This window comes from Providencia sp. 2023EL-00965 (assembly GCF_033550225.1).
Taxonomy (GTDB): Bacteria; Pseudomonadota; Gammaproteobacteria; order Enterobacterales; family Enterobacteriaceae; genus Providencia; species Providencia manganoxydans.
In genome coordinates this window covers 233,076-254,572 of the sequence record NZ_JAWUEH010000003.1, presented here as the reverse complement: position 1 = coordinate 254,572, position 21,497 = coordinate 233,076, and the positions used below count along the sequence as shown (strand labels likewise).

The window sequence follows — 21,497 nt, the reverse complement described above, 5'->3', positions numbered from 1 at the left end:
ATTCTGCTCGGTGCATAACTACAAGCGCGTAAAGTTTCTTACATTATACTGGCGCAATGTGGTTGGCTAAGTTAGTCTTTGAGCGTTGCCGGCTATGCCAATTACGACGGAACCGCATATTTAATGATGAAAAAAAGCTATCCAACACTACTTGCCACCATGGTATGGGCGGCAATTTATAGTCAGCAAGCACATGCTGATCTTGCAGCACAATGTATGCTGGGCGTCCCGGTTTATGATAAACCGCTGGTTAAGGGCGCTCCCAAAGATTTGCCAATTCGTATCACTGCGGAGGATGTTCAAGGCGAGTATCCAAACTTTGTTGAATACAGCGGTGATGTTGACATTCAGCAAGGCAATCAAACATTAACTGCTGACAATGTAAAATTAACGCAAACCAACCCTGATAGTGTTGATCCAATCCGTGAGGTCACCGCGACGGGTAACGTACATTACGATGATCCACAAATTATTCTCAAAGGCCCTTCAGCTTGGTCTAACTTGAATAATAAAAATACTGATGTTAATGATGGTAACTACATGATGGTGGGCCGTCAGGGACGTGGTGACGCGAAAAAAATGAAAATGCGTGGTGAAAACCGCTATTCCATTATGGAAAACGGTACCTTTACCACCTGTTTACCGGGTAACGACAGTTGGAGTGTTGCAGGCTCTGAAGTTATCATTGACCGAGAAGAAGAAGTTGCTGAGATCTGGCATGCTCGATTCCGTCTTGGCAATGTCCCTGTGTTCTATAGCCCATATATGCAACTGCCTATTGGCAGTAAGCGTCGTTCAGGTTTCTTAATTCCAACAGGAAGCTATTCTAATAACGATGGGTTAGAGTTCTCTCTACCTTATTATTGGAATATCGCACCAAACTACGATGCGACGATCACACCACAGTTTATGACTCACCGTGGTGTTAAACTGAATAACGAGTTCCGTTATTTAATAGCACCAGGCACAGGTACACTCGCCTTTGACTTTATCAACCACGACCGAGCCTATATTAAAGATAAAGATCGTAAAAAACGTGATGCACGTGAGAGCGATGATCGTTGGTTATTCTACTGGCGTCATTCGGGCACCTATGCCCAACATTGGAACTTTAATGTTGACTACACCAAGGTCAGTGACCGCCAATACTTTACCGACTTTAGTTCCCAATACGGTAGTACCACCGATGGCTATGCAACGCAAAAATTTGGCACTGGCTATTCTGCGGAAAACTGGAATGCCACTTTAACGCATAAGCAATTCCAAATTTTTGTCGATGATCCAAATCGCCGTGCCTATAAAGCTGAGCCACAGTTAGATTTTAACTACTATAAAAACAATTTAGGGGCCTTTGATTTACATACCTATGCTCAAGCTGCTCGCTTTACTAGCGTAGGCAAAAATAACCCTGATGCGACCCGTCTGCATATCGAGCCAGAACTGAGCTTACCGCTCTCAAACGGCTGGGCGAATATGAACAACAGTTTCAAGTTGCTGGCAACGCATTATGATCAGGATATCCCTAAAACGAATAAAAACACTAGCTTAGAAAAAAATGTCACCCGCGTTCTACCTATGTTCAAAAGTGATGCAAAAGTTGTCTTTGAACGTAACCTACTCGAAGGCAGTGATTTTATTCAAACATTAGAACCGCGAGTTCAGTATCTGTATATTCCTTATAAAGATCAGGACAACATCAATAACTACGACTCCGCACTGCTGCAATCAGACTACAACGGTTTATTCCGTGACCGCATCTACAGTGGTCTTGACCGTGTTGCTTCAGCAAATCAGTTCACCACCGGTGTAACAACGCGTGTTTATGATGAAACGTTAACTGAACGCTTTAACTTCTCCGTAGGACAAATTTATTATCTAGAGCGTCCACGCGCAGGTAACTCCAGCCTACAAATTGATGATAAAAGTAATACTGGCTCCTTACTGTGGGCGACAGATTCTTACTGGCGCATCAATGATAAATGGGGTATACGTGGAGGTCTGCAATACGATCGTCGCTTAGGTAACGTTACCATGGGGAATGCGGTTACAGAGTATCGTATTGATGCCGATCGCTTGTTACAGTTAAACTACCGTTTTGTTGACCGTGACTATATTCAAGCCACATTCCGCCGTGATGAGTCAGGTGGTTACACATATACACTACCTGAATACCAACAAGGTATATCACAAGTCGGCGCCGTATTAAGTTGGCCATTAAGTGAACGTTGGGGCTTCGTTGGCTCTTACTACTATGATACGAAACAGCAGCAATCCGCCAGCCAACTGGTTGGTTTACAATACAATACTTGCTGTTGGGCGTTTAATGTTGGCTACGAACGCAAAATTGTCGGCTGGGAAAAAGATAAATTCAACAGCGAATATGACAATAAATGGTCATTCAATGTGGAACTTAGAGGCCTAAATAACAATCATAGTTTAGGTAGTCAGGAAATGCTGAAACAAGGTATCATGCCTTATCAGCGTGCTTTCTGATAAATTTACTCTAAATAATTCGAGATGCAGGTAGGCCACAAGCGAAGATAGACGGGGAGCATAGATGAACTATGTGACTCGGCGAGCATAGCGCAGTCAACAAACCTGCATCTTGAAGTATGACGAATATACACAATTATTTGTACTGCTAGCTCTCTCACATCAGCAAGAGCAGCAGTACAAAAGAACGATTAACCTGCCTTGGGCGGAACCTAAATCAATAAATAGGACCATTATGAAGAATTGGAAAACGCTTATTCTGGGACTGATGTTTGCAAGCTCCACAGCATTGGCTGCACCACAGCAAATGGATAAAGTTGCTGCTGTTGTCAATAACGGAGTTGTGCTGGAAAGTGACGTCCAGAATATGCTGAACACGGTAAAATTGAATGCACGCAATGCAGGGCAACAAGTGCCTGATGACCAAACACTCCGTCATCAGATCCTTGAGCGTTTGATTACTGATAACATCATGTTACAGATGGCTAACCAAATGCAAATCAATATCCCTGAAGAAGCTGTTAACTCAACAATTGCGGATATTGCACGTCAAAATGGTTTAACCTATGAACAAATGCAAGCGCGTTTAAAAGCGGATGGCATCGATATGGCAAAATATCGTAGCGAAATCCGTAAAGAAATGCTGATCGCTGAAGTACGTAATAACGAAGTTCGCCGTCGTGTGACGATTTTGCCGCAAGAAGTTGAATCACTGGCAAAACAAATCAGCAGTCAAGCTGACTACGAAGCAAACGTCAACTTAAGCCACATACTTATTCCATTGCCAGAAAATCCAACGCAAGAGCAGCTACAACAAGCAGATGCTATTGTTACAAAAATTATGGATGAGCTGAAAAAAGGCGGTAACTTTGGCAAACTGGCTATCGCCTACTCAGCAGATCCACAAGCGCTAAAAGGCGGCAACATGGGTTGGTCTCGTCTACAAGAGCTTCCTGTTGTATTCGCTGAACAACTGAAAAATGCGAAAAAAGATGACATTGTTGGCCCAATCCGCTCTGGCGTCGGTTACCACATTCTACGTGTTAACGACATCGATAGCGCCAATAAAACCATTTCAGTCACTGAAGTCAAAGCGCGTCATATTCTGTTGAAATCATCCCCCATTATGGATGATAACCAAGCAAGACAAAAATTGGTTCAAGTTTCACAAGATATCCGTAATGGCAAAACATCATTTGAAGATGCCGCGAAAGAACTTTCTGAAGATCCGGGTAGCGCACTCAAAGGTGGAGAGCTAGGTTGGAACATGCCTGATGTTTATGATCCCGCTTTCCGTGATGCACTAATGAAATTGAATAAAGGTGAAATCAGCCAACCTGTTCGTTCCAACTTCGGCTGGCACTTAATTCAGTTAGAAGACACGCGTAATGTCGATAAAACTGATGCGGCACAAAAAGATCAAGCTTATCGTTTATTGTTCAACCGTAAGTTCAACGAAGAAGCACAAAGTTGGACCCAAGAACAACGCGCTGCGGCATACGTGAATGTCATCGATGGACGTGATAACCAATCTAATGACGAAAAATCTCAATAAACCCATTGTGATCACCCCCGGCGAGCCTGCCGGGGTAGGTCCAGACCTCCTAATCCAGCTCGCTCAAGAGTTTTGGCCTGTAGAGCTGGTTGTTTGCGCTGATCCTGAATTGCTCCTTACACGCGCTAAACAGCTGAATCTCCCTCTATCATTAAAAACCTATGCGCCAGATAGCGGACACGACGCTCAAGAGCCGGGAAGTCTCTCTATTCTCCCTGTTACCTTAAATGCTTCTGTTAAGGCAGGTGTTTTAAACGTTGATAATGGCAGCTATGTCACTGAGACCTTAGCAAGAGCATGTGATGGCTGTTTAAACGGTGAATTTTCTGCGCTTGTGACCGGACCGGTACATAAAGGTGTCATTAATGACGCAGGTGTTCCATTCAGTGGACACACTGAGTTCTTTGCAGATAGAAGCCATTGCCAGCGCGTCGTCATGATGTTGGCAACTGAAGAACTACGCGTTGCGTTAGCAACCACCCATTTGCCATTGAAAGATGTTTCTGCGGCGATCACCCAACAAAGCTTACGTGAAGTCATTACCATCTTAAATCATGATTTACGTACTAAGTTTGGCATTGATTCACCCAATATCTATGTATGTGGCTTAAATCCACATGCAGGTGAAGGTGGTCATATGGGAATGGAAGAAATTGATACTATCATCCCTGCTCTTGAAAACCTGCGTGCTGAAGGGATTAATTTGGTTGGACCATTGCCTGCCGATACCCTATTTCAACCCAAATATTTAGATGATGCAGATGCCGTGCTTGCAATGTATCACGATCAGGGTCTTCCTGTGTTAAAATACCAAGGTTTTGGTAGAGCCGTGAACATTACGTTAGGTCTGCCTTTCATCCGTACTTCTGTTGACCATGGCACTGCGCTAGAGTTAGCTGGTACGGGTCGTGCTGATGCGGGAAGCTTTATTACCGCATTGAAGTTAGCTATCCAAATGACATATAAGAATTCATGAATAATCGAGTCCACCAAGGGCATCTTGCCCGCAAACGTTTCGGGCAGAACTTTTTAACTGACCAATTTATTATCGACAGTATTGTTGATGCAATGCATCCGCAGCCTGGCCAAGCCATCGTAGAGATTGGCCCAGGCCTCGGTGCATTAACCGAACCCGTTGGTAGTAGAATGGACAAAATGACGGTTGTCGAGCTCGACCGCGATCTCGCTGCACGCTTGCATGTTCATCCTCAGTTGAAAGATAAGCTCACTATTATCCAGCAAGATGCGATGACGGTGGATTTCGGTGAACTAGCTAAACAGGCGGGTCAACCTTTGCGTGTTTTTGGCAACTTGCCTTATAACATTTCAACGCCATTAATGTTTCATCTGTTTACGTTCACTAATTCAATTGCAGATATGAACTTCATGCTGCAAAAAGAAGTCGTCAATCGCTTAGTCGCAGGGCCCGGCAGTAAAGCTTATGGCCGTTTAAGTGTTATGGCACAATATTATTGCCAAGTGGTTCCTGTTCTCGAAGTCCCACCAACGGCTTTTGCTCCACCACCGAAAGTTGATTCAGCCGTTGTTAGACTTATCCCTCATCGCGAGAACCCTTATCAGCTAGAAGATATCAAAATGCTCAGCCGTATTACGACGCAAGCATTTAACCAACGCCGTAAAACCATCCGCAATAGCCTTGGTGATTTACTTAGTGTTGAACAGCTGACAGAGCTTGGTATCGATCCTGGCACTCGCGCTGAAAATATATCCGTTGCAGCTTATTGTAAAATGGCAAACTTCTTAGCAAATTTGCCTAAATAAGAGTTGAAAAGGAGGCACTATGCTTAACGAACCGAATGTGAGCATCCAAGTACAGAGTGTCTATATTGTCAGCCAGTCTCAACCTGAGATAAATCGGTATGTTTTTGCTTATACCATATCTATTCGAAACTTAGGTAGAGAAGCCATTCAGTTAATGAGCCGTTATTGGCTCATCACTAACAGTGATGGTCATAAAACTGAAGTGCAAGGTGAAGGCGTCGTTGGCGAACAACCTATTATCCAACCGGGATCCGTCTATCGTTATACAAGTGGCGCTATCTTAGAAACCCCGATGGGAACAATGGAAGGCTATTACGTCATGCTAAACGGCCGAGGGGAACACTTTCATGTTGATATCCCTGCATTCCGCCTTGCTTTACCTACTTTGATTAATTAATTATGTCTACATATCTTATTGGTGATGTACACGGTTGTTATTACGAATTGCGTGCGTTGCTAGAACAAGTTAATTTTGAACCTGAAAAAGACACATTATGGCTCACGGGTGATCTTGTTGCCCGCGGCCCTGAATCATTACAAGTGCTTCGTTATGTTAAAAGCCTTGGTTCATCTGTACGTTTAGTACTCGGTAACCACGATCTGCATCTTTTGGGTATTTACTGCAAAATCAGTCGCAATAAACCTAAAGATCATCTTGATGAGTTACTCAATGCTCCCGATGCAGACGAATTAATTAATTGGCTGCGACGCCAGCCACTACTGCAAGTTGATGAAGAAAAGAAAATCATCATGGCCCATGCAGGAGTGACCCCACAGTGGGATCTGGATACAGCTCGCATGTGTGCACGAGAAGTTGAATCAGTTCTCTCTAGTGATGCTTACCCATTATTCATTGATGCCATGTATGGTGATATGCCCAATAATTGGTCTGAGAGCTTAATGGGGCTGCCAAGACTACGCTTTAGCACTAATGCATTAACCCGTATGCGTTATTGCTTTCCCCATGGTCAACTCGATATGATTTGCAAAGAGAGTCCAGCCAAAGCGCCTTCTCCGTTAAAACCTTGGTTTGCCCTACCTAACCAATTACCTGATGGCTATGCTATCTTTTTTGGTCACTGGGCTTCGCTAGAAGGAAAATATACACCTGAAAATGTCTATGGATTAGATACAGGTTGCTGCTGGGGAGGAAACCTAACGTTATTTCATTGGGAATCTAAGCAATATTATCATCAGAAATCACGACAAAAGCGCCATAAAGATTAATTTATGTTTGTTAGGTCGATAAACTTATATTAAAACGCCTTATTTAAAAGTAATAAAAATAATTAACTCCATTAAGTTCATTTTTTTAATTACAATTTAAAGCGATAACATCCTAGGCTGATAATAAAAAACGGAGCAAGTTGCTCCGTTCTTAATTTTTATTAAGATTAAATTCTTTTGGTTAATATTTCGAAACAATAACCATGGGAATTATTTTCATCTGCCTCGTGATATTCTGTAAATACTGAATCCCATTCATCAGGTTCATAGATTGGGAAATGAGTATCACCAATCACTTCAGCATCAACATGCGTTAAATATAGCTTGCTTGCTAGAGGTAAAAACTGTTGATAAACCTTACCGCCACCAATCACGATCACTTCATGATCATCAGCGTCATCCCGTACCTGTTTCGCTGCTGCTAAAGCTTCTTCAACAGAAGAAACCCAGATAACATCATTATCTGTGCCAGGTCTACTACTTAAAACAATATTTACTCGCTGTGGAAGCGGACGTCCAATTGACTCATAAGTCACCCGTCCCATTATGACTGGTTTATTTAACGTATTACGTTTAAACCATGCTAAATCACCTGGTAAATTCCAAGGCATCGATTTTTCCATACCGATAACTTGGTCAATCGCCATCGCTGCGATTAAACTAATATTCATCTAGTCACCTTAGAGGCTAATATACAATTTTGTGCTCACTATACGTAAAGAGAAAAGCTTCGTCGACTAAATTTAATCTTCCTTAAAAAGCGATTATTAATTTATACTCATATAGTGAGCAAACCGACTAAAAATAACATTTAAAAACAATTAGCTTTAGATACATTAACTAACTAGCTCTTCCCGCTAGACAAAAAGTTTTATGTTGTGAATAATTTTGACGGGCACACAACACATAAATATAACCACCCTATTTCAAACTTGAAGTATAACGAGTAAGGACAATAATGTACGAAACCTCAATACTTATCGCAACCATTGCGACACTAGGTATGTTATCTCCAGGGCCTGATTTCTTTCTGATTATCAAAAATGCGGCTCGTTACCAGCGCTCTGCCGCTCTTATGACAGCAATGGGAGTGATTAGTGCCGTTGCCTTGCATATGTCCTACTGTGTTGCAGGATTAGCAGTACTTATCACAACAACACCTTGGCTATTTAATATTTTGAAATATGCAGGTGCAGCCTATTTGATTTGGATTGGTATAAAAAGCTTAATGCCAAACAAAGGGCAACAAATTGATTTAAACCACACCCAGCACGAAGTCGTCACATTTAAAAAAGCCTTTATGCAAGGGTTCTTATGCAACGTACTTAACCCAAAGGCGACGTTATTCTTTCTCGCCGTATTTACTCAAGTATTGAGTGTTGATTCAACTTTTGGTGAAAAGCTGTGGATTGCCTTTATTATTTGGGGATTAGCCGCTATTTACTGGCCATTATTGGTTTGCTTAATCCAAAGTGCCCCCGTTAGAAAAGGCTTAGCAAAAGTGCAAAAATATGTGGATAAAGTACTGGGGGTCGTCCTAGTCGCTTTTGGGATCCGCGTTGCATTAAGCTAATTTCTATTCCCCAACGAGAGAATACATAGTCAATAAATCAGAAATCCGTGTTGCCTAAACGCTCATGGTAGTCAATACGGATCAAAGTCATAAACGTCATCACACTCTACATTGTAACCTTCTACGTTCTTCTCCAGTAACCAAAAGGACATTTTGATCATTATACAGATACAGTGTTTCACTTATTATAAGCCACTACTTCCCCCTAATCATTCACCATAGTTCAGCTCATTAAATGTAAGCTCTCATTTAAACTAGCACCATTGTTAACACTATATAAAACACTACCATTACTATATAATCACAATCAAATAAGATTAAAATCCAAATATAGGACTTATTATGAGTGAAAACACTTCCTTTTACGATGAAAATGAACTGAATGAAATAAATAAGCTCTCTACTATTTTGTTAACAACAGCAGAACAAGCTGAGTGGCAATCCATGTTACAAAAAGCAATTAACCACCCAGATGAATTATTAGAAGATGACAAATACTCTAACTATTCTGCACTAGAAGATATTTTCGATGAGGATCAAGAAGAAGAAGATAAACTACGATTACTTTTTGATATTTTCTGTTATGCAAACAATGTCGTTATTGATATTGACTGGCGTGGAGAAGAGGATGATGATCAACTAAGTTCGTTTTTAGCACAACGTCTGAATAAAATGAGTCCTTCATTTGAAACTCACGAAGTACACGCTAGAATGAATAAATACATTGAGACCAGTGAATTAGATAACCAACAATTTGATAGCTCAACTGACTATTTTGCTAATAAATTTAGTTTATTACAAAAAGTTATGGCTGAATATAATTATAAAATGGGTGTCTTACCTGTAGATTATGACTCATTTCCTATTTTTATTACTAGCCTTGAACACGCCCCTTTGTTTGAAGAGAGTAGTCTGATAGATTTCATTCCAAACTAAATTTTTTTCAGATACGGATTGGCTCTCTCAACTAATCGATGCTTCTAGGTGGCTATCTTTAATCATCCTTAATAGATAGCCACCTTCATAAATGAACCTGTCATACCATGAACTTAATCTTCTGGCGCAACAACCAATTGCCCCACCGATCCTAAATCCGCCTTCTCTAAATTGTGGCTATAGAACAAAAATGGGAAGTGATCATAAGATGGCTGCATCATTTGCACGAGCAATTCAGTTTTTCCATCGACCCAAACCGTATCTTTCCAACCAAAATCCTCCGCTGGAGTCTGCTGACCATTACGATTAATCACCTTGAAACGTACCCCTTCAATATGAAAAGATTGCGGCACATTACTGGTTACAGCCCAGCGTTCCCAAGCTCCTTGCTGGCTAGATAAATCAATACGACGGGTATCTTTCGTCGCATTATTGATCCCATACGGCTCATTCAAATGAATATCGCGATTACGGATAGAGGAAGTAATTTGCGTTTTGTCTTCCACTAACTGAGTCGGTAGGTCATCGGTCACCAATGACATAAGTCCTGTCGCTCTGATCGTCAACACGTTAGTTGATATCAAAGTTGATGATGGCTCGAATAAACTCTTCATTCTATCTATAAAGGAAGCGGATTCGCCCGCCGTAATGGTGACCTCTTCCGTTTTCGCCATATCAATCAAGACTTCACGACGTTCACCGGGAGCCAATGAGAGTTCAGGAATACTCACTGGTGCAGTTAATAACCCTTGATCTGACGCTATCATCGCAAATGGTCGCCCATCACTAATTTTCATCACATAACGTCGGGAGTTGGATGCATTCAATAAACGCAGACGGATCCAGCCACGAGAGACTTCAACATACGGGTCTTGAACGCCATTTACAATTAACGTATCCCCTAAAAAACCGTCTTCATTGGCTTGATATTCAGGCACACCAAAATTATCTAAACGTTTATCTTGGATAATGACAGGGAAGTCATCAACACCATAGTGTTTTGGCAACCTGAGATTTTTGGTCGAATCATCTTCAATGATCCACATTCCTAATAAACCATTGTAGATTTGCGAGCCCATTTTTCCTTCAGTATTGGCATGGTACCAAAGGGTTGCTGCTGGCTGACGAATGGGGATCACCGGTGACCAGTCCGCACCTGAAGAAATAAGCCTTGCAGCTCCTCCCATCTGAGTACCCGGTACTTGTAAGCCACTAATCGTCATAGAAACAGGATCGGGTAATCTATTACTATAGATTAATTTGATATCATCACCATTCTTGACTTTCACTGTCGGGCCCGGGTAGGAGCCATTAACCCCCCAAACATCCGCAGAGTATTTTCCATCAAAAGACCAATGTATTTTTTGTAACGTCAAAAATAACGGCTGGCCAGATCGGGATTCTAATAATGGTGGAACTGGAAGTGGTGTTTTACCGTTACCACTTGCTAGAGCACTGTTCGGTGTATTTACCAAACATAAAGCCAACCCAGCAATAAGCAGGGATCGGCACCGACTGAATGACATAAATTCTCCACTACATTAAAAACAGCAGCGTTTGTTATTATTAGAGTTGCTTAATAAAAGCCAATATATTTGTCATGTTCTAAGTCGCAGCACGTTACCTAGTGATAATCGTAACGCCTCGAATTATTTAGAGTACAAAATGGCAAATTTTAGGTGTAATAATATCGCGAAATCAGAGTAAACCCTAAAAATATCTATGCCGATAAACAAAATTTAATAGTCAAAAATGACAGCGCTGAACAATATTAGACAGGTAAATAGCAGGATCTCCCCCATTCATTCACTTTCGCTAAAAATGGGGGATACACTCGTCATACTTCAAGTTGCAGCGTTGTTGACGTCGTTCGCTTGTTGCCTCGCTGCACCTCGAATTATTTAGAGTATCAATAGAGGTAAAAAATATTAATTCTTTTGCTTATCCATTTCAGCAACTTCCGCATCAAGTTCTTTGATCTTTGCTTCCATTAGATCATGGCAATGTTGCGCGAGCTCTCTGACTTGATCGCGTGAATAATTTTTAGTGTCTATTGGCTCTAACATCTCAATAATAACGTGACCATTATTCCAACGATTCAGTTTAATTCGCCCTTGCGTACTCGAAACACAAACAGGTACGATAGGTACACCAGCGGCGATTGCTGCATGAAATGCCCCTGTTTTGAAAGGTAATAATCCACGCCCACGACTACGCGTTCCTTCAGGGAACATCCACACTGAAATTTGATGTTTTTTTATTTGATCGGCAACTTGTGAAATCGTGTTATGTGCTTTAGAACGGTTAGCCCTGTCGATTAAAATATTTCCGGTGATCCAATACAGAAAACCGAAAAAAGGGATCAACACTAAGCTTTTTTTACCCACAGTTACCGTTCTTGGTACAACACCATTTGACATTGTTACCATATCATAATTATTTTGATGGTTCCCAATATAGATACTCGGTCCATATTTCTTCGCTTTCTCAGGAACACGATTAACAATTTTAATACCAAATACGACCGATAAGCGGCCAAACATGTGACCAAATGTCATCACATGTTTTGGATTACGTGGGCTAAATAAACAATAAATCGCCCCACCAACACACACCAATATCGTATAAATAATCACAATAATGGTACGAATAAGCGCTAACATAGTGACCTCTGTTCCGTCTAAAAATAGGTAGTTTTGCTACCTATTATCAATTAATTACTGTGCTGTATCAGCAGGTTCAACTTCAATACGTTCAATATTATGTAACCCTCGAGGTAATGAGGTACCTCGACGCCCGCGCTCTGCACGGTATTTCTGCAACTCTTCAGCCTTAAATTTAAGCTTCCGTTTACCGAAATATAACGTGATTGAAGATTGAGCTGGTAGCACTAATAACCAAACCAATAAGTCTTCACCACTAGCCGCTTGTGCGCCGGTGATATTGATAATTTTATTGCCTTTCCCTTTCGATAGCTGAGGTAAATCAGAAACAGGGAACATCAACATGCGCCCAGCCTTAGTAATGGCTAGTAACATGTCTTCCTGCTCATTATTAAGCTCTATCGGCGCTAAGATTTTGGCATTATCAGGCAAGTTAATCAGAGCTTTACCGGTTTTATTTTTCGTTACTAAATCATTAAATGTACAAATAAAACCATAACCTGCATCTGAGGCCATCAAGTATTTTTGCTCATCTTGAGCCATCAATACATGCTCAACAGTCGCTCCCTGTGGCAATGACAGACGACCTGTCAGTGGCTCTCCTTGGCTACGTGCAGAAGGTAATTCTAATGGATCAACCGAGTAGCTACGCCCAGTGGTATCAAGGAACACCGCTGGTTGGTTTGTCTTACCACGAGCAGCACCTTTGAAATTATCACCGGCCTTATAATTCAGATTCGATGGCTCGATATCATGACCTTTAGCACTGCGCACCCACCCCATTTCAGACAACACAACAGTGATAGGCTCTGAAGGTAAAATTTCATGTTCACTCAATGCCTTAGCTTCTTCACGTTCATGCAGTGGTGAACGACGATCATCGCCATATGCTTTCGCATCTGCCTGAATTTCTTTTTTGATCAAGTTATTCAGTTTACGCTCAGAGCCTAAAATACCTTGTAACTCATCACGTTCTTTCGCTAATTCGTCTTGCTCGCCACGAATTTTCATTTCTTCGAGTTTTGCTAAGTGACGTAATTTTAGCTCTAAGATGGCTTCAGCTTGCGTATCGGTGATAGCAAAACGTTCCATCAACACAGGCTTAGGCTCATCTTCAGTACGGATGATTTCAATCACTTCATCAATATTAAGATAAGCAATTAATAAACCATCTAGAATATGCAAACGTCTTAAGACTTTTTCTAAGCGGTGATTAAGGCGATTACGCACAGTTTGGCGACGATAAACGATCCATTCATTGAGTATTTCAACTAACCCTTTCACTGCCGGACGGTTATCAAGGCCAATCATGTTTAAGTTAACACGGTAACTTTTCTCAAGATCTGTTGTTGCAAACAAATGCGTCATCACTTGTTCGAGATCAACACGATTACTACGCGGTACAATCACTAAACGAGTTGGATTTTCGTGATCTGATTCATCGCGCAAATCATCAACCATTGGCAATTTTTTCGCTCGCATCTGGCTGGCGATTTGCTCTAACACTTTTGCACCAGACACTTGATGAGGCAGTGCAGTGATCACCGCATTTCCGTCTTCTTTTTCCCAAACGGCACGCATACGTACAGAACCGCGACCATTTTGATAAATTTTACGAATATCATCCTTCGAAGAAATAATTTCTGCTTCAGTTGGGTAATCAGGCCCCGGTACATATGCCATAATATCATCAAGTGATAACGTCGGTTTCTCCAACAAAGCCACGAGAGCTTGAGCCACTTCACGCGCATTGTGTGGAGGAATATCCGTTGCCATCCCAACAGCGATACCTGTTGTTCCATTCAGCAAAATATTCGGCAAACGTGCTGGCAACATTTTGGGTTCATTTAATGTGCCATCAAAGTTAGGGATCCAATCCACCGTTCCATGAGCAAGCTCACTCAATAAAACTTCAGCATACTTTGATAACCGCGATTCGGTATAACGCATCGCAGCAAAGGATTTAGGATCATCAGGTGCCCCCCAGTTCCCTTGACCGTCAACCAATGGATAACGATAAGAAAACGGCTGAGCCATCAAGACCATAGCTTCATAACATGCGCTATCACCATGTGGGTGATATTTACCTAGCACATCACCCACAGTTCTCGCCGATTTTTTATACTTCGCGGTATTGCTTAAGCCTAATTCGGACATTGCATAAACAATACGACGCTGGACAGGCTTTAGCCCATCACCAATAAACGGTAACGCCCTATCCATGATGACGTACATCGAATAGTTAAGATAGGCACTCTCAGTAAAGGCGTGGAGGGGTAAGCGCTCTACGCCGTCATGAGTAATTTCACTCATTCAATACATTCCTTACTGTTTTTGATCGCGTGATGAAGACTAAACTTCAATTTCAGCCATATCGCCTTTTTCTTGCAGCCAATTACGGCGATCTTCTGAGCGTTTCTTCGCTAAAAGCATATCCATAACCGCTAACGTTTCTTGGTAGTTTTCATCATCAATAGTTAACTGCACAAGACGGCGTGTATTCGGATCCAACGTGGTTTCACGTAACTGAATTGGGTTCATCTCACCCAACCCTTTAAAACGTTGCACGTTTGGTTTGCCTCTTTTACGACTGAGCCTTTCAAGTACGGCATTCTTTTCGCCTTCATCCAACGCATAGAAAGTCTCTTTCCCTAAATCAATGCGATAGAGTGGTGGCATCGCCATATAAACATGTCCTGCCTTCACTAATGCAGGGAAATGGCGCACAAATAATGCACATAATAACGTGGCAATATGCAACCCATCAGAGTCAGCATCGGCAAGGATACAGATCTTCCCATAACGCAGCTGGCTAAGATCTTCACTATCCGGATCCATACCAATTGCAACAGAGATATCATGTACTTCCTGTGAGGCTAGCACCTCATCGGAAGAAACCTCCCAAGTATTAAGAATTTTACCGCGCAGAGGCATGATTGCCTGATATTCACGGTCACGAGCCTGCTTTGCAGAGCCACCAGCAGAATCCCCTTCCACCAAAAATAACTCAGTCATACTCAGATCTTGCGAGCTACAATCGGCTAATTTCCCGGGTAAAGCTGGGCCGCTAGTCAGTTTTTTACGCACCACTTTTTTAGCGGCACGCATACGACGCTGGGCACTGGCAATTGCCATCTCAGCAAGCTGTTCAGCAACTTGGACGTTTTGGTTTAACCATAGGCTGAAAGCATCTTTAATGACACCAGAAACGAAAGCGGCACACTGCCGAGAAGATAGACGTTCTTTGGTTTGACCTGCAAATTGTGGGTCTTGCATTTTAACTGACAGCACATAAGCACAGCGCTCCCAGATATCATCAGCAGATAATTTTACCCCACGAGGCAAAATATTGCGGAATTCACAGAACTCACGCATCGCATCAAGTAACCCTTGGCGTAGACCATTAACATGGGTACCACCCTGTGCTGTTGGGATCAAGTTAACATAACTTTCAGTGAGCAGTTCTCCGCCTTCAGGTAACCATAACAGCGCCCACTCAGCAGCTTCGGTATCGCCAGAAAACTCCCCCGTAAAAGGTTGCTCTGGTAACAGTTCTAAACCGTTAACCGCTTCCATCAAATAATCGGTTAACCCATCAGTATAGCACCAGCTTTGCTCAGTATTATTGAGTTGATCCTTAAACGTGATTTTCACGCCAGGACATAAAACCGCTTTCGCTTTTAAGTTATGGGCCAACCGAGAGACCGAAAAGCGTGGATTATCAAAATAGCTTTCATCAGGCCAAAAATGCACACTGGTTCCCGTATTGCGCTTACCACAGGTACCAATCACATGGAGATCTTCGACTTTATCGCCATTTTCAAAAGCTATTTGGTAAATTTGCCCATCACGGCGCACAGTAACTTCAATACGTTTAGATAAAGCATTAACAACGGAAATACCTACACCATGTAAACCACCAGAGAATTGATAGTTTTTATTGGAAAACTTACCACCCGCGTGCAATTGCCCTAATATCAGCTCCACCGCAGACACTTTCATTTCAGGGTGAATATCAACAGGCATTCCTCGCCCATCATCAACCACCTCAAGGGAGTGATCTGGGTGTAAAATAACCTCAATATGCCCTGCATGGCCTGCGAGTGCTTCATCGACGCTGTTATCAATAACTTCTTGTGCTAAATGGTTCGGCCGACTGGTGTCTGTATACATACCAGGACGGCGGCGAACAGGTTCCAAACCACTGAGGACTTCAATGGCCTCTGCGTTATAACTAGATTGAGTCATGTTGTCATTCTGCGGTAATAGGTGATTAATTGAACAAATTGAATCGTTCAATCCGTGATTTACTGTTGATAATAACAGTGTACATGGGTTTTGGCATTATTTCATTTCTTCTGCCAATCTCAGGAAATGGATTATCTGAGGAAAGTAAGCTTCGAAACCAACGAATGCATGGTTGCCACACGGTTCAACCGTTTGTTTGCATTTTGCCAAATAAGAAACGGCCTGACGATAATCAAGAACTTCATCACCTTCCTGCTGTAACAACCAAATCAAATCAGGGGATGTTATTTGTGGTAGATGCAAAGCTTTCAGCTCATGCATATGTTTTGGTTCAAGAAAATATTTTTCATCAGTATATGGATTGGTGTTTTCACCCAAGTAATCTTGCAACAGATCAAACGGGCGCACGGCTGGGTTAACAACCACCGCAGGCAACTGAAAACGCTGTGAAAACCAAATAGAAAAATAGCCACCAAGTGATGATCCTACCAACCCTATCGGCTCGTCTTGATGCTGTACAATAATGTCTTCTAACATTACAGCGGCCTGCTGTGGATAGCAAGGCAACTGCGGCACCACCATATTAATATGTGGATAGTGTTCTTTGACCCACTGTTTTAATCCATTAGCTTTTGCAGATAAAGGTGAACTGTTAAAACCATGAATATAGAGCAGCGTCGCCATTAATAACCATCCGAATCCAGATCAGGGCTAAACTTTTGAGTATTCAAACGATAAACTTGTGTACTCACTTGCCGATCACCGTGTTCATCAACCGTTAATTCAAGATAACGCCAACCCGGCGCAACCGTATCTAATTCAAAATTTGTACAGTGCGGTTTAAACTGAACACAAGTAGATGGCGTGGCTAGTAACCGAATTCCATTCCAATATTCATCCATTTCTTGATGAATATGACCACAAAGCATAGCCTTAACTTGTGGATAGCCTTTTAAATATTCAGCCAGCATATGGGAGTTACGTAAGCTATGTTGATCGAGCCATGTACAACCCGATGGTAAGGGATGATGATGCAGCATGATCAACGTTGTTCGCTGCGGTTGACTATCTAAGCATTTTTTCATCCACTCAAGTTGCTGCTCAGACAGTTCGCCATGTGGGACATCTTGTAGCTGACTATCTAGCATCAAAATTTGCCATTCGCTACCAATAAGAATTTCTTTAGCGCAAGAAATGCCTGCAAGTTTTAAAGAATTAACCATCGCAGGTTGGTAATCGTGGTTGCCCGGCAGCCAAACGCAAGGCGCTGGTATTAATTCAATACCCTGAGCAAAGTGTTGATAAGCTTGTGGCGATTGATCTTGAACCAAATCCCCTGTAGCGACAATTAAATCAATAGGCAAATTTTGTTGTAAGATAGCATCAAGGACAGCGTGATAGCTTTGGTGCGTGTTAATCCCCAATAGGGTATTCGCTGTATCAGCAAAGAGATGCGTATCAGTAATTTGTAAAATTCTGACTACCTTCGCGTTCCGAGCAGTCACTTCGAGCTGGCTGTCCAAAAGTTTTCCTTGTTCCAATTAAAGATGAATAGCACTAAAGAAAAAAACACCGCTATTCTAGCGTTAGTCGTTGGCCAATATCTGCTAAATAGCACACACTTCATTAGATTAATGATTATTTAAGACTGTTTCACCCATTTTTGTTGCAGTTTTTTATAATTTAGTTGCAACCATTGCAGCACAATTACGGTTGCTGCATTATCAATGATCCCTTGCTCAACCCACTGATAAGCCTGATCACGACTGACCACATGAACTCGGATATCCTCATTTTCTGATTTCAAACCGTGGATCCCTGATGCCTGAGTGCTATCCACTTCTCCGACATAGACATACATACGTTCTGATGTCCCCCCTGGGCTAGAGAGGTAGCTCAAGGCTTTTTCTGTACGGCCTATTTTTAAACCCGCCTCTTCATCAGCCTCACGATGAATAACATTTTCAACCGTTTCATTTGGCTCGATCATCCCAGCGATGGCTTCAAGTAGCCATGGTGTTTCACTGGTTTCGATCGCCGGTAATCTAATTTGCTCGATCAATACGACCTGATCGGTACTGGGATCATAGGGCAAAATAACCCCTGCGTGCCCGCGTTCAAAAACTTCACGAGTAATTTCTTGGCTCCAACCGCCTTCAAATAATCGATGGCGAAAACGGTATTCCACCATTTGAAAAAAACCGTTAAATAATTTACGCTTAGATATAATTTCAACATCATTTTTATTGTATTTAAATGGTTGTTTTGCGTTATTTGTCATAACAGTCTCCTAAACTGATGATTTCCATATTAAGGAAAAATTGTGGAATAAGACAGTTTTTAAGGTTTTTTGCTCTGAGATGAGTTAATGTTTAAACAAATTGAGACGAAATGGCACAAAACGCTACCGTTAACACAACCGATATTCTGTTACAATACGCGTCATTATTTAAATCGATGGGCAACAACAGAGTCTATTTTTGATAACTGTTTTTAGTGCTAATGATTTATTTTGACATAGGTTACTGTAATTGCCCTATTATCCGTCTTAATCTCAGATGGGCTATGCTCTAAATAATTCAAGGTACAGCGAGGCAATAAGTCAACGAGTCGCTAGGAGCATACAAAAGTATGTGACGCGCGTAAGTGAACATAGGCAATAGCACTGTAACTTGAATTATGATGAGCATATAGGTAACAGACTCCACCTATTTGTTGTTTAATCAAGGAATCCAAATGAAGAAACTGCTTCCCCTTTTTATTGCGATGAGTTTTGTGGGTCTCAGTACAAATAGCTACGCAGAAGATCTCCTTCAGGTTTACCAAAAATCGAAAGAGAGCAACCCTGATTTAAGAAAATCGCTGGCAGAGCGCAACCAAGCTTTTGAAAAAATTAACGAAGCCCGTAGCCCATTGTTACCACAATTAGGTTTAGGTGCTGGCGTAACTTATGGTAGCGGTTACCGCGATGCAAGTAATACTGAAAGTAATGGCCTAAATGCCTCGTTGAAATTGACTCAGACGGTCTTTGACATGTCAAAATGGCGTCAATTGAACGTCCAAGAAAAAACCGCAGGTATCTCTGATGTCACTTATCAGACTAGCCAGCAACAACTGATTTTGGATACCGCTACTGCTTACTTCAATGTATTGAAAGCGATTGATGCGCTGTCTTATATCGAAGCAAACAAAGAAGCTGTTTATCGTCAATTAGATCAAACGACTCAACGTTTTAATGTTGGCTTAGTGGCAATCACTGACGTACAAAACGCCCGTGCTAACTATGATAGTGTTTTAGCGCAAGAAGTTGCAGGTCGTAATGATTTAGAAAATGCGGTTGAAAAGCTGCGTCAAGTCAGCGGTGTTTACTATAACCAATTAGCATCATTGAATATTGATCGTTTTAAAACTGTCAATCCTGATCAGGTTGAAGCGATCCTAAAAGAAGCTGAAGAGCGTAATCTTAGCTTACTGAGTGCTCGTTTAGCGCAAGATGTTTCTCGCGAAAATATCCGTTTAGCAGAAACTGGCCACATGCCGACGGTTAGCTTAGATGCTGCAACGAGCGTCACTAATAGCCACAACCATGGTAGCTCTCTTCCACCAACCACTGATCGTAATAGTTACACTGGTCAAAATAGTGTTGGCTTAACATTAAGCTTACCACTGTATAGTGGCGGTGCGGTAAGTTCACAGGTCGAACAGGCGCAATACGGTTTTCAAGGTGCAAGCGAGCAACTTGAAAGCGTCTACCGTAATGTGATCCAATTAGTACGTTCTTCTTACAATAACGTCTCTTCTTCTATCAGCAGTATCAATGCTTATAAACAAGTTGTGGTTTCTGCACAAAGCTCATTAGATGCGATGGAAGCAGGCTATCAAGTCGGAACTCGTACTATCGTTGACGTATTAACGGCAACAACAGCGTTATATCAGGCGAAACAAAACCTATCTAATGCTCGATATGATTATATGATTAATCAGCTCAATATTGAGTTTGCTCGCGGTACCCTCAACGAAGAAGATATCGCACGTTTAAATGCTAGCCTAGGTAAAGAAGTATCTACAGCCTCTAGCAGCATCATCCGTAATATCGAAGCGCCAAAAATTAAATAATTGGCAATTTAAGGGGGGGCTTATAAATAAGCCTCCCTTTCTTTTATTTAAAACCCTTTCCTCAGTAAAATCCTCTTAAACCAATAATATCATTATTATCTACATTCAAATTAATAAACAAAATATATTAATCACTTTAATATTAAATAGTTATGCAAAGATTAAGAATAAATTATGAGGTTTGCGTCAGTGAATGCAAAGTCATTTTTCTTTACTCATTTACCGGTGATATAAAGCTAGCGCCTGTAATTGATCTATATTCGTTATACTTCAAATTGCAGCGCTGTTGACGTCGCTCACTTGCGCCAGTCATCTAGTTTTCTATGCTCTTAGCGACTCATTCACTTGTCGCCTAGCTGCACCTCAAATTATTTAGAGTATAAAAATGGAACTCTCATGAAAAAAATGATCCTGCTGGCATTATGTACTGCTCTTGTTTTACCTGCTTTAACTGCAACTGCGCAAGCTGCGCCACCAGCACATCATCAAGCGGTAAAACCATCGGCTCACGCCGCTAAAGTACATAAAAATAAAAAACCGACTCCACCACCAAAAAAGAAGAAAGCGCCAAAAAAACATAAAGTAAAAACACCACCAAGACCATAATGCATAATTGCTACGCAATAGATGTTTATTGCTCTCTTGCGTAGCAAACTTACTCTCTTTGCCAATCATCTTATTTATATCTAAATATCTAGGTCAGTTTATCTAAATAACCCGCTGTTTTTGATATCATTAAATCCCTTTAAACTGATGACTAAATAGAAAAGACGCCTATAAATAACTATTTTATTCTATAAATTTAATTAGCTTTGTCTTACTGATATTTATCTTAGCAAAATCAGCTAATTCCGATTATAGATATCGGGTTAATGCATAAAAAACACCCAACCAACAACCATTT

18 protein-coding genes are annotated in these 21,497 nt (G+C 41.5%); 10 read left to right on the top strand and 8 right to left on the bottom strand.

Annotated elements, in window-relative coordinates; genetic code table 11:
* Window positions 1-126 precede the first annotated feature (126 nt).
* The 6 genes from lptD (at window position 127) to apaH (ending at window position 7,057) form a co-directional block, all read left to right on the top strand.
* A complete protein-coding gene (gene lptD / locus SC428_RS06320; protein WP_318706490.1) occupies window positions 127-2,493 on the top strand; it encodes an LPS assembly protein LptD in 2,367 nt (788 codons plus the stop codon).
* 235 nt (window positions 2,494-2,728) lie between these two features.
* Complete coding sequence (surA, locus tag SC428_RS06315; RefSeq protein ID WP_318706404.1) at window positions 2,729-4,048, top strand: peptidylprolyl isomerase SurA; 1,320 nt, start codon at window positions 2,729-2,731, stop codon at window positions 4,046-4,048.
* The gene (gene pdxA / locus SC428_RS06310) at window positions 4,029-5,024 is read left to right on the top strand and encodes a 4-hydroxythreonine-4-phosphate dehydrogenase PdxA (RefSeq protein WP_318706402.1); all 996 of its coding nucleotides are present in this window, start codon (window positions 4,029-4,031) and stop codon (window positions 5,022-5,024) included. The genes surA and pdxA overlap by 20 nt, the downstream gene beginning before the upstream one ends.
* Window positions 5,021-5,830, top strand: a complete 810-nt coding sequence (gene rsmA, locus SC428_RS06305) for a 16S rRNA (adenine(1518)-N(6)/adenine(1519)-N(6))-dimethyltransferase RsmA (protein ID WP_070928847.1) — start codon at window positions 5,021-5,023, stop codon at window positions 5,828-5,830. Before pdxA ends, rsmA begins: the two co-directional genes overlap by 4 nt.
* Window positions 5,831-5,849: 19 nt before the next feature.
* Window positions 5,850-6,227: a Co2+/Mg2+ efflux protein ApaG gene (gene apaG / locus SC428_RS06300; RefSeq protein WP_070928848.1), complete on the top strand. Its 378-nt coding sequence runs from the start codon at window positions 5,850-5,852 to the stop codon at window positions 6,225-6,227.
* 2 nt (window positions 6,228-6,229) lie between these two features.
* On the top strand, window positions 6,230-7,057 hold the full coding sequence (gene apaH / locus SC428_RS06295; RefSeq protein ID WP_272580672.1) for a bis(5'-nucleosyl)-tetraphosphatase (symmetrical) ApaH: 828 nt from the start codon (window positions 6,230-6,232) through the stop codon (window positions 7,055-7,057).
* 167 nt (window positions 7,058-7,224) lie between these two features.
* Here the strand turns inward: apaH and folA are convergent, their stop codons facing one another.
* A complete protein-coding gene (gene folA / locus SC428_RS06290; RefSeq protein ID WP_070928850.1) occupies window positions 7,225-7,728 on the bottom strand; it encodes a type 3 dihydrofolate reductase in 504 nt (167 codons plus the stop codon).
* A 287-nt stretch (window positions 7,729-8,015) separates the two neighbouring features.
* Between folA and SC428_RS06285 the strand changes: the two genes are divergently transcribed.
* Complete coding sequence (locus SC428_RS06285; RefSeq protein ID WP_140180413.1) at window positions 8,016-8,630, top strand: LysE family translocator; 615 nt, start codon at window positions 8,016-8,018, stop codon at window positions 8,628-8,630.
* A 342-nt stretch (window positions 8,631-8,972) separates the two neighbouring features.
* Window positions 8,973-9,566, top strand: a complete 594-nt coding sequence (locus SC428_RS06280) for a hypothetical protein (RefSeq protein WP_257644768.1) — start codon at window positions 8,973-8,975, stop codon at window positions 9,564-9,566.
* A gap of 113 nt (window positions 9,567-9,679) precedes the next feature.
* Here SC428_RS06280 and ftsP read toward each other — a convergent pair whose 3' ends face one another.
* The 7 genes from ftsP to nudF form a co-directional block, all read right to left on the bottom strand.
* Window positions 9,680-11,092: a cell division protein FtsP gene (ftsP, locus tag SC428_RS06275; protein ID WP_070928852.1), complete on the bottom strand. Its 1,413-nt coding sequence runs from the start codon at window positions 11,090-11,092 to the stop codon at window positions 9,680-9,682.
* 402 nt (window positions 11,093-11,494) lie between these two features.
* The gene (locus tag SC428_RS06270; protein WP_070928853.1) at window positions 11,495-12,229 is read right to left on the bottom strand and encodes a 1-acylglycerol-3-phosphate O-acyltransferase; all 735 of its coding nucleotides are present in this window, start codon (window positions 12,227-12,229) and stop codon (window positions 11,495-11,497) included.
* A gap of 54 nt (window positions 12,230-12,283) precedes the next feature.
* Window positions 12,284-14,542: a DNA topoisomerase IV subunit A gene (gene parC / locus SC428_RS06265; RefSeq protein ID WP_318706394.1), complete on the bottom strand. Its 2,259-nt coding sequence runs from the start codon at window positions 14,540-14,542 to the stop codon at window positions 12,284-12,286.
* Between the two features lie 39 nt (window positions 14,543-14,581).
* Window positions 14,582-16,477, bottom strand: a complete 1,896-nt coding sequence (gene parE / locus SC428_RS06260; RefSeq protein ID WP_070928855.1) for a DNA topoisomerase IV subunit B — start codon at window positions 16,475-16,477, stop codon at window positions 14,582-14,584.
* Window positions 16,478-16,573: 96 nt separating this feature from the next.
* Entirely contained in the window at window positions 16,574-17,161 is a 588-nt protein-coding gene (gene yqiA, locus SC428_RS06255; RefSeq protein WP_140180407.1) for an esterase YqiA, read from the bottom strand.
* Complete coding sequence (gene cpdA, locus SC428_RS06250) at window positions 17,161-18,000, bottom strand: 3',5'-cyclic-AMP phosphodiesterase (protein WP_070928856.1); 840 nt, start codon at window positions 17,998-18,000, stop codon at window positions 17,161-17,163. Before cpdA ends, yqiA begins: the two co-directional genes overlap by 1 nt.
* A gap of 119 nt (window positions 18,001-18,119) precedes the next feature.
* Complete coding sequence (gene nudF, locus SC428_RS06245; RefSeq protein WP_140185866.1) at window positions 18,120-18,758, bottom strand: ADP-ribose diphosphatase; 639 nt, start codon at window positions 18,756-18,758, stop codon at window positions 18,120-18,122.
* A 455-nt stretch (window positions 18,759-19,213) separates the two neighbouring features.
* Here nudF and tolC point away from each other — a divergent pair, with 455 nt between their 5' ends.
* Together tolC and SC428_RS06235 are read left to right on the top strand one after the other, a co-directional pair.
* Window positions 19,214-20,593: an outer membrane channel protein TolC gene (gene tolC, locus SC428_RS06240; RefSeq protein ID WP_070928857.1), complete on the top strand. Its 1,380-nt coding sequence runs from the start codon at window positions 19,214-19,216 to the stop codon at window positions 20,591-20,593.
* Between the two features lie 396 nt (window positions 20,594-20,989).
* A complete protein-coding gene (locus SC428_RS06235; RefSeq protein WP_070928858.1) occupies window positions 20,990-21,199 on the top strand; it encodes a hypothetical protein in 210 nt (69 codons plus the stop codon).
* Window positions 21,200-21,497: the final 298 nt, after the last annotated feature.

Bases quoted from the DNA above. Each gene is read 5' to 3' on its own strand.
- lptD (WP_318706490.1), top strand. From the start codon at position 127: ATGAAAAAAAGCTATCCAACACTACTTGCCACCATGGTATGGGCGGCA.
- surA (WP_318706404.1), top strand. From the start codon at position 2,729: ATGAAGAATTGGAAAACGCTTATTCTGGGACTGATGTTTGCAAGCTCC.
- pdxA (WP_318706402.1), top strand. From the start codon at position 4,029: ATGACGAAAAATCTCAATAAACCCATTGTGATCACCCCCGGCGAGCCT.
- rsmA (WP_070928847.1), top strand. From the start codon at position 5,021: ATGAATAATCGAGTCCACCAAGGGCATCTTGCCCGCAAACGTTTCGGG.
- apaG (WP_070928848.1), top strand. From the start codon at position 5,850: ATGCTTAACGAACCGAATGTGAGCATCCAAGTACAGAGTGTCTATATT.
- apaH (WP_272580672.1), top strand. From the start codon at position 6,230: ATGTCTACATATCTTATTGGTGATGTACACGGTTGTTATTACGAATTG.
- folA (WP_070928850.1), bottom strand. From the start codon at position 7,728: ATGAATATTAGTTTAATCGCAGCGATGGCGATTGACCAAGTTATCGGT.
- SC428_RS06285 (WP_140180413.1), top strand. From the start codon at position 8,016: ATGTACGAAACCTCAATACTTATCGCAACCATTGCGACACTAGGTATG.
- SC428_RS06280 (WP_257644768.1), top strand. From the start codon at position 8,973: ATGAGTGAAAACACTTCCTTTTACGATGAAAATGAACTGAATGAAATA.
- ftsP (WP_070928852.1), bottom strand. From the start codon at position 11,092: ATGTCATTCAGTCGGTGCCGATCCCTGCTTATTGCTGGGTTGGCTTTA.
- SC428_RS06270 (WP_070928853.1), bottom strand. From the start codon at position 12,229: ATGTTAGCGCTTATTCGTACCATTATTGTGATTATTTATACGATATTG.
- parC (WP_318706394.1), bottom strand. From the start codon at position 14,542: ATGAGTGAAATTACTCATGACGGCGTAGAGCGCTTACCCCTCCACGCC.
- parE (WP_070928855.1), bottom strand. From the start codon at position 16,477: ATGACTCAATCTAGTTATAACGCAGAGGCCATTGAAGTCCTCAGTGGT.
- yqiA (WP_140180407.1), bottom strand. From the start codon at position 17,161: ATGGCGACGCTGCTCTATATTCATGGTTTTAACAGTTCACCTTTATCT.
- nudF (WP_140185866.1), bottom strand. From the start codon at position 18,758: ATGACAAATAACGCAAAACAACCATTTAAATACAATAAAAATGATGTT.
- tolC (WP_070928857.1), top strand. From the start codon at position 19,214: ATGAAGAAACTGCTTCCCCTTTTTATTGCGATGAGTTTTGTGGGTCTC.
- SC428_RS06235 (WP_070928858.1), top strand. From the start codon at position 20,990: ATGAAAAAAATGATCCTGCTGGCATTATGTACTGCTCTTGTTTTACCT.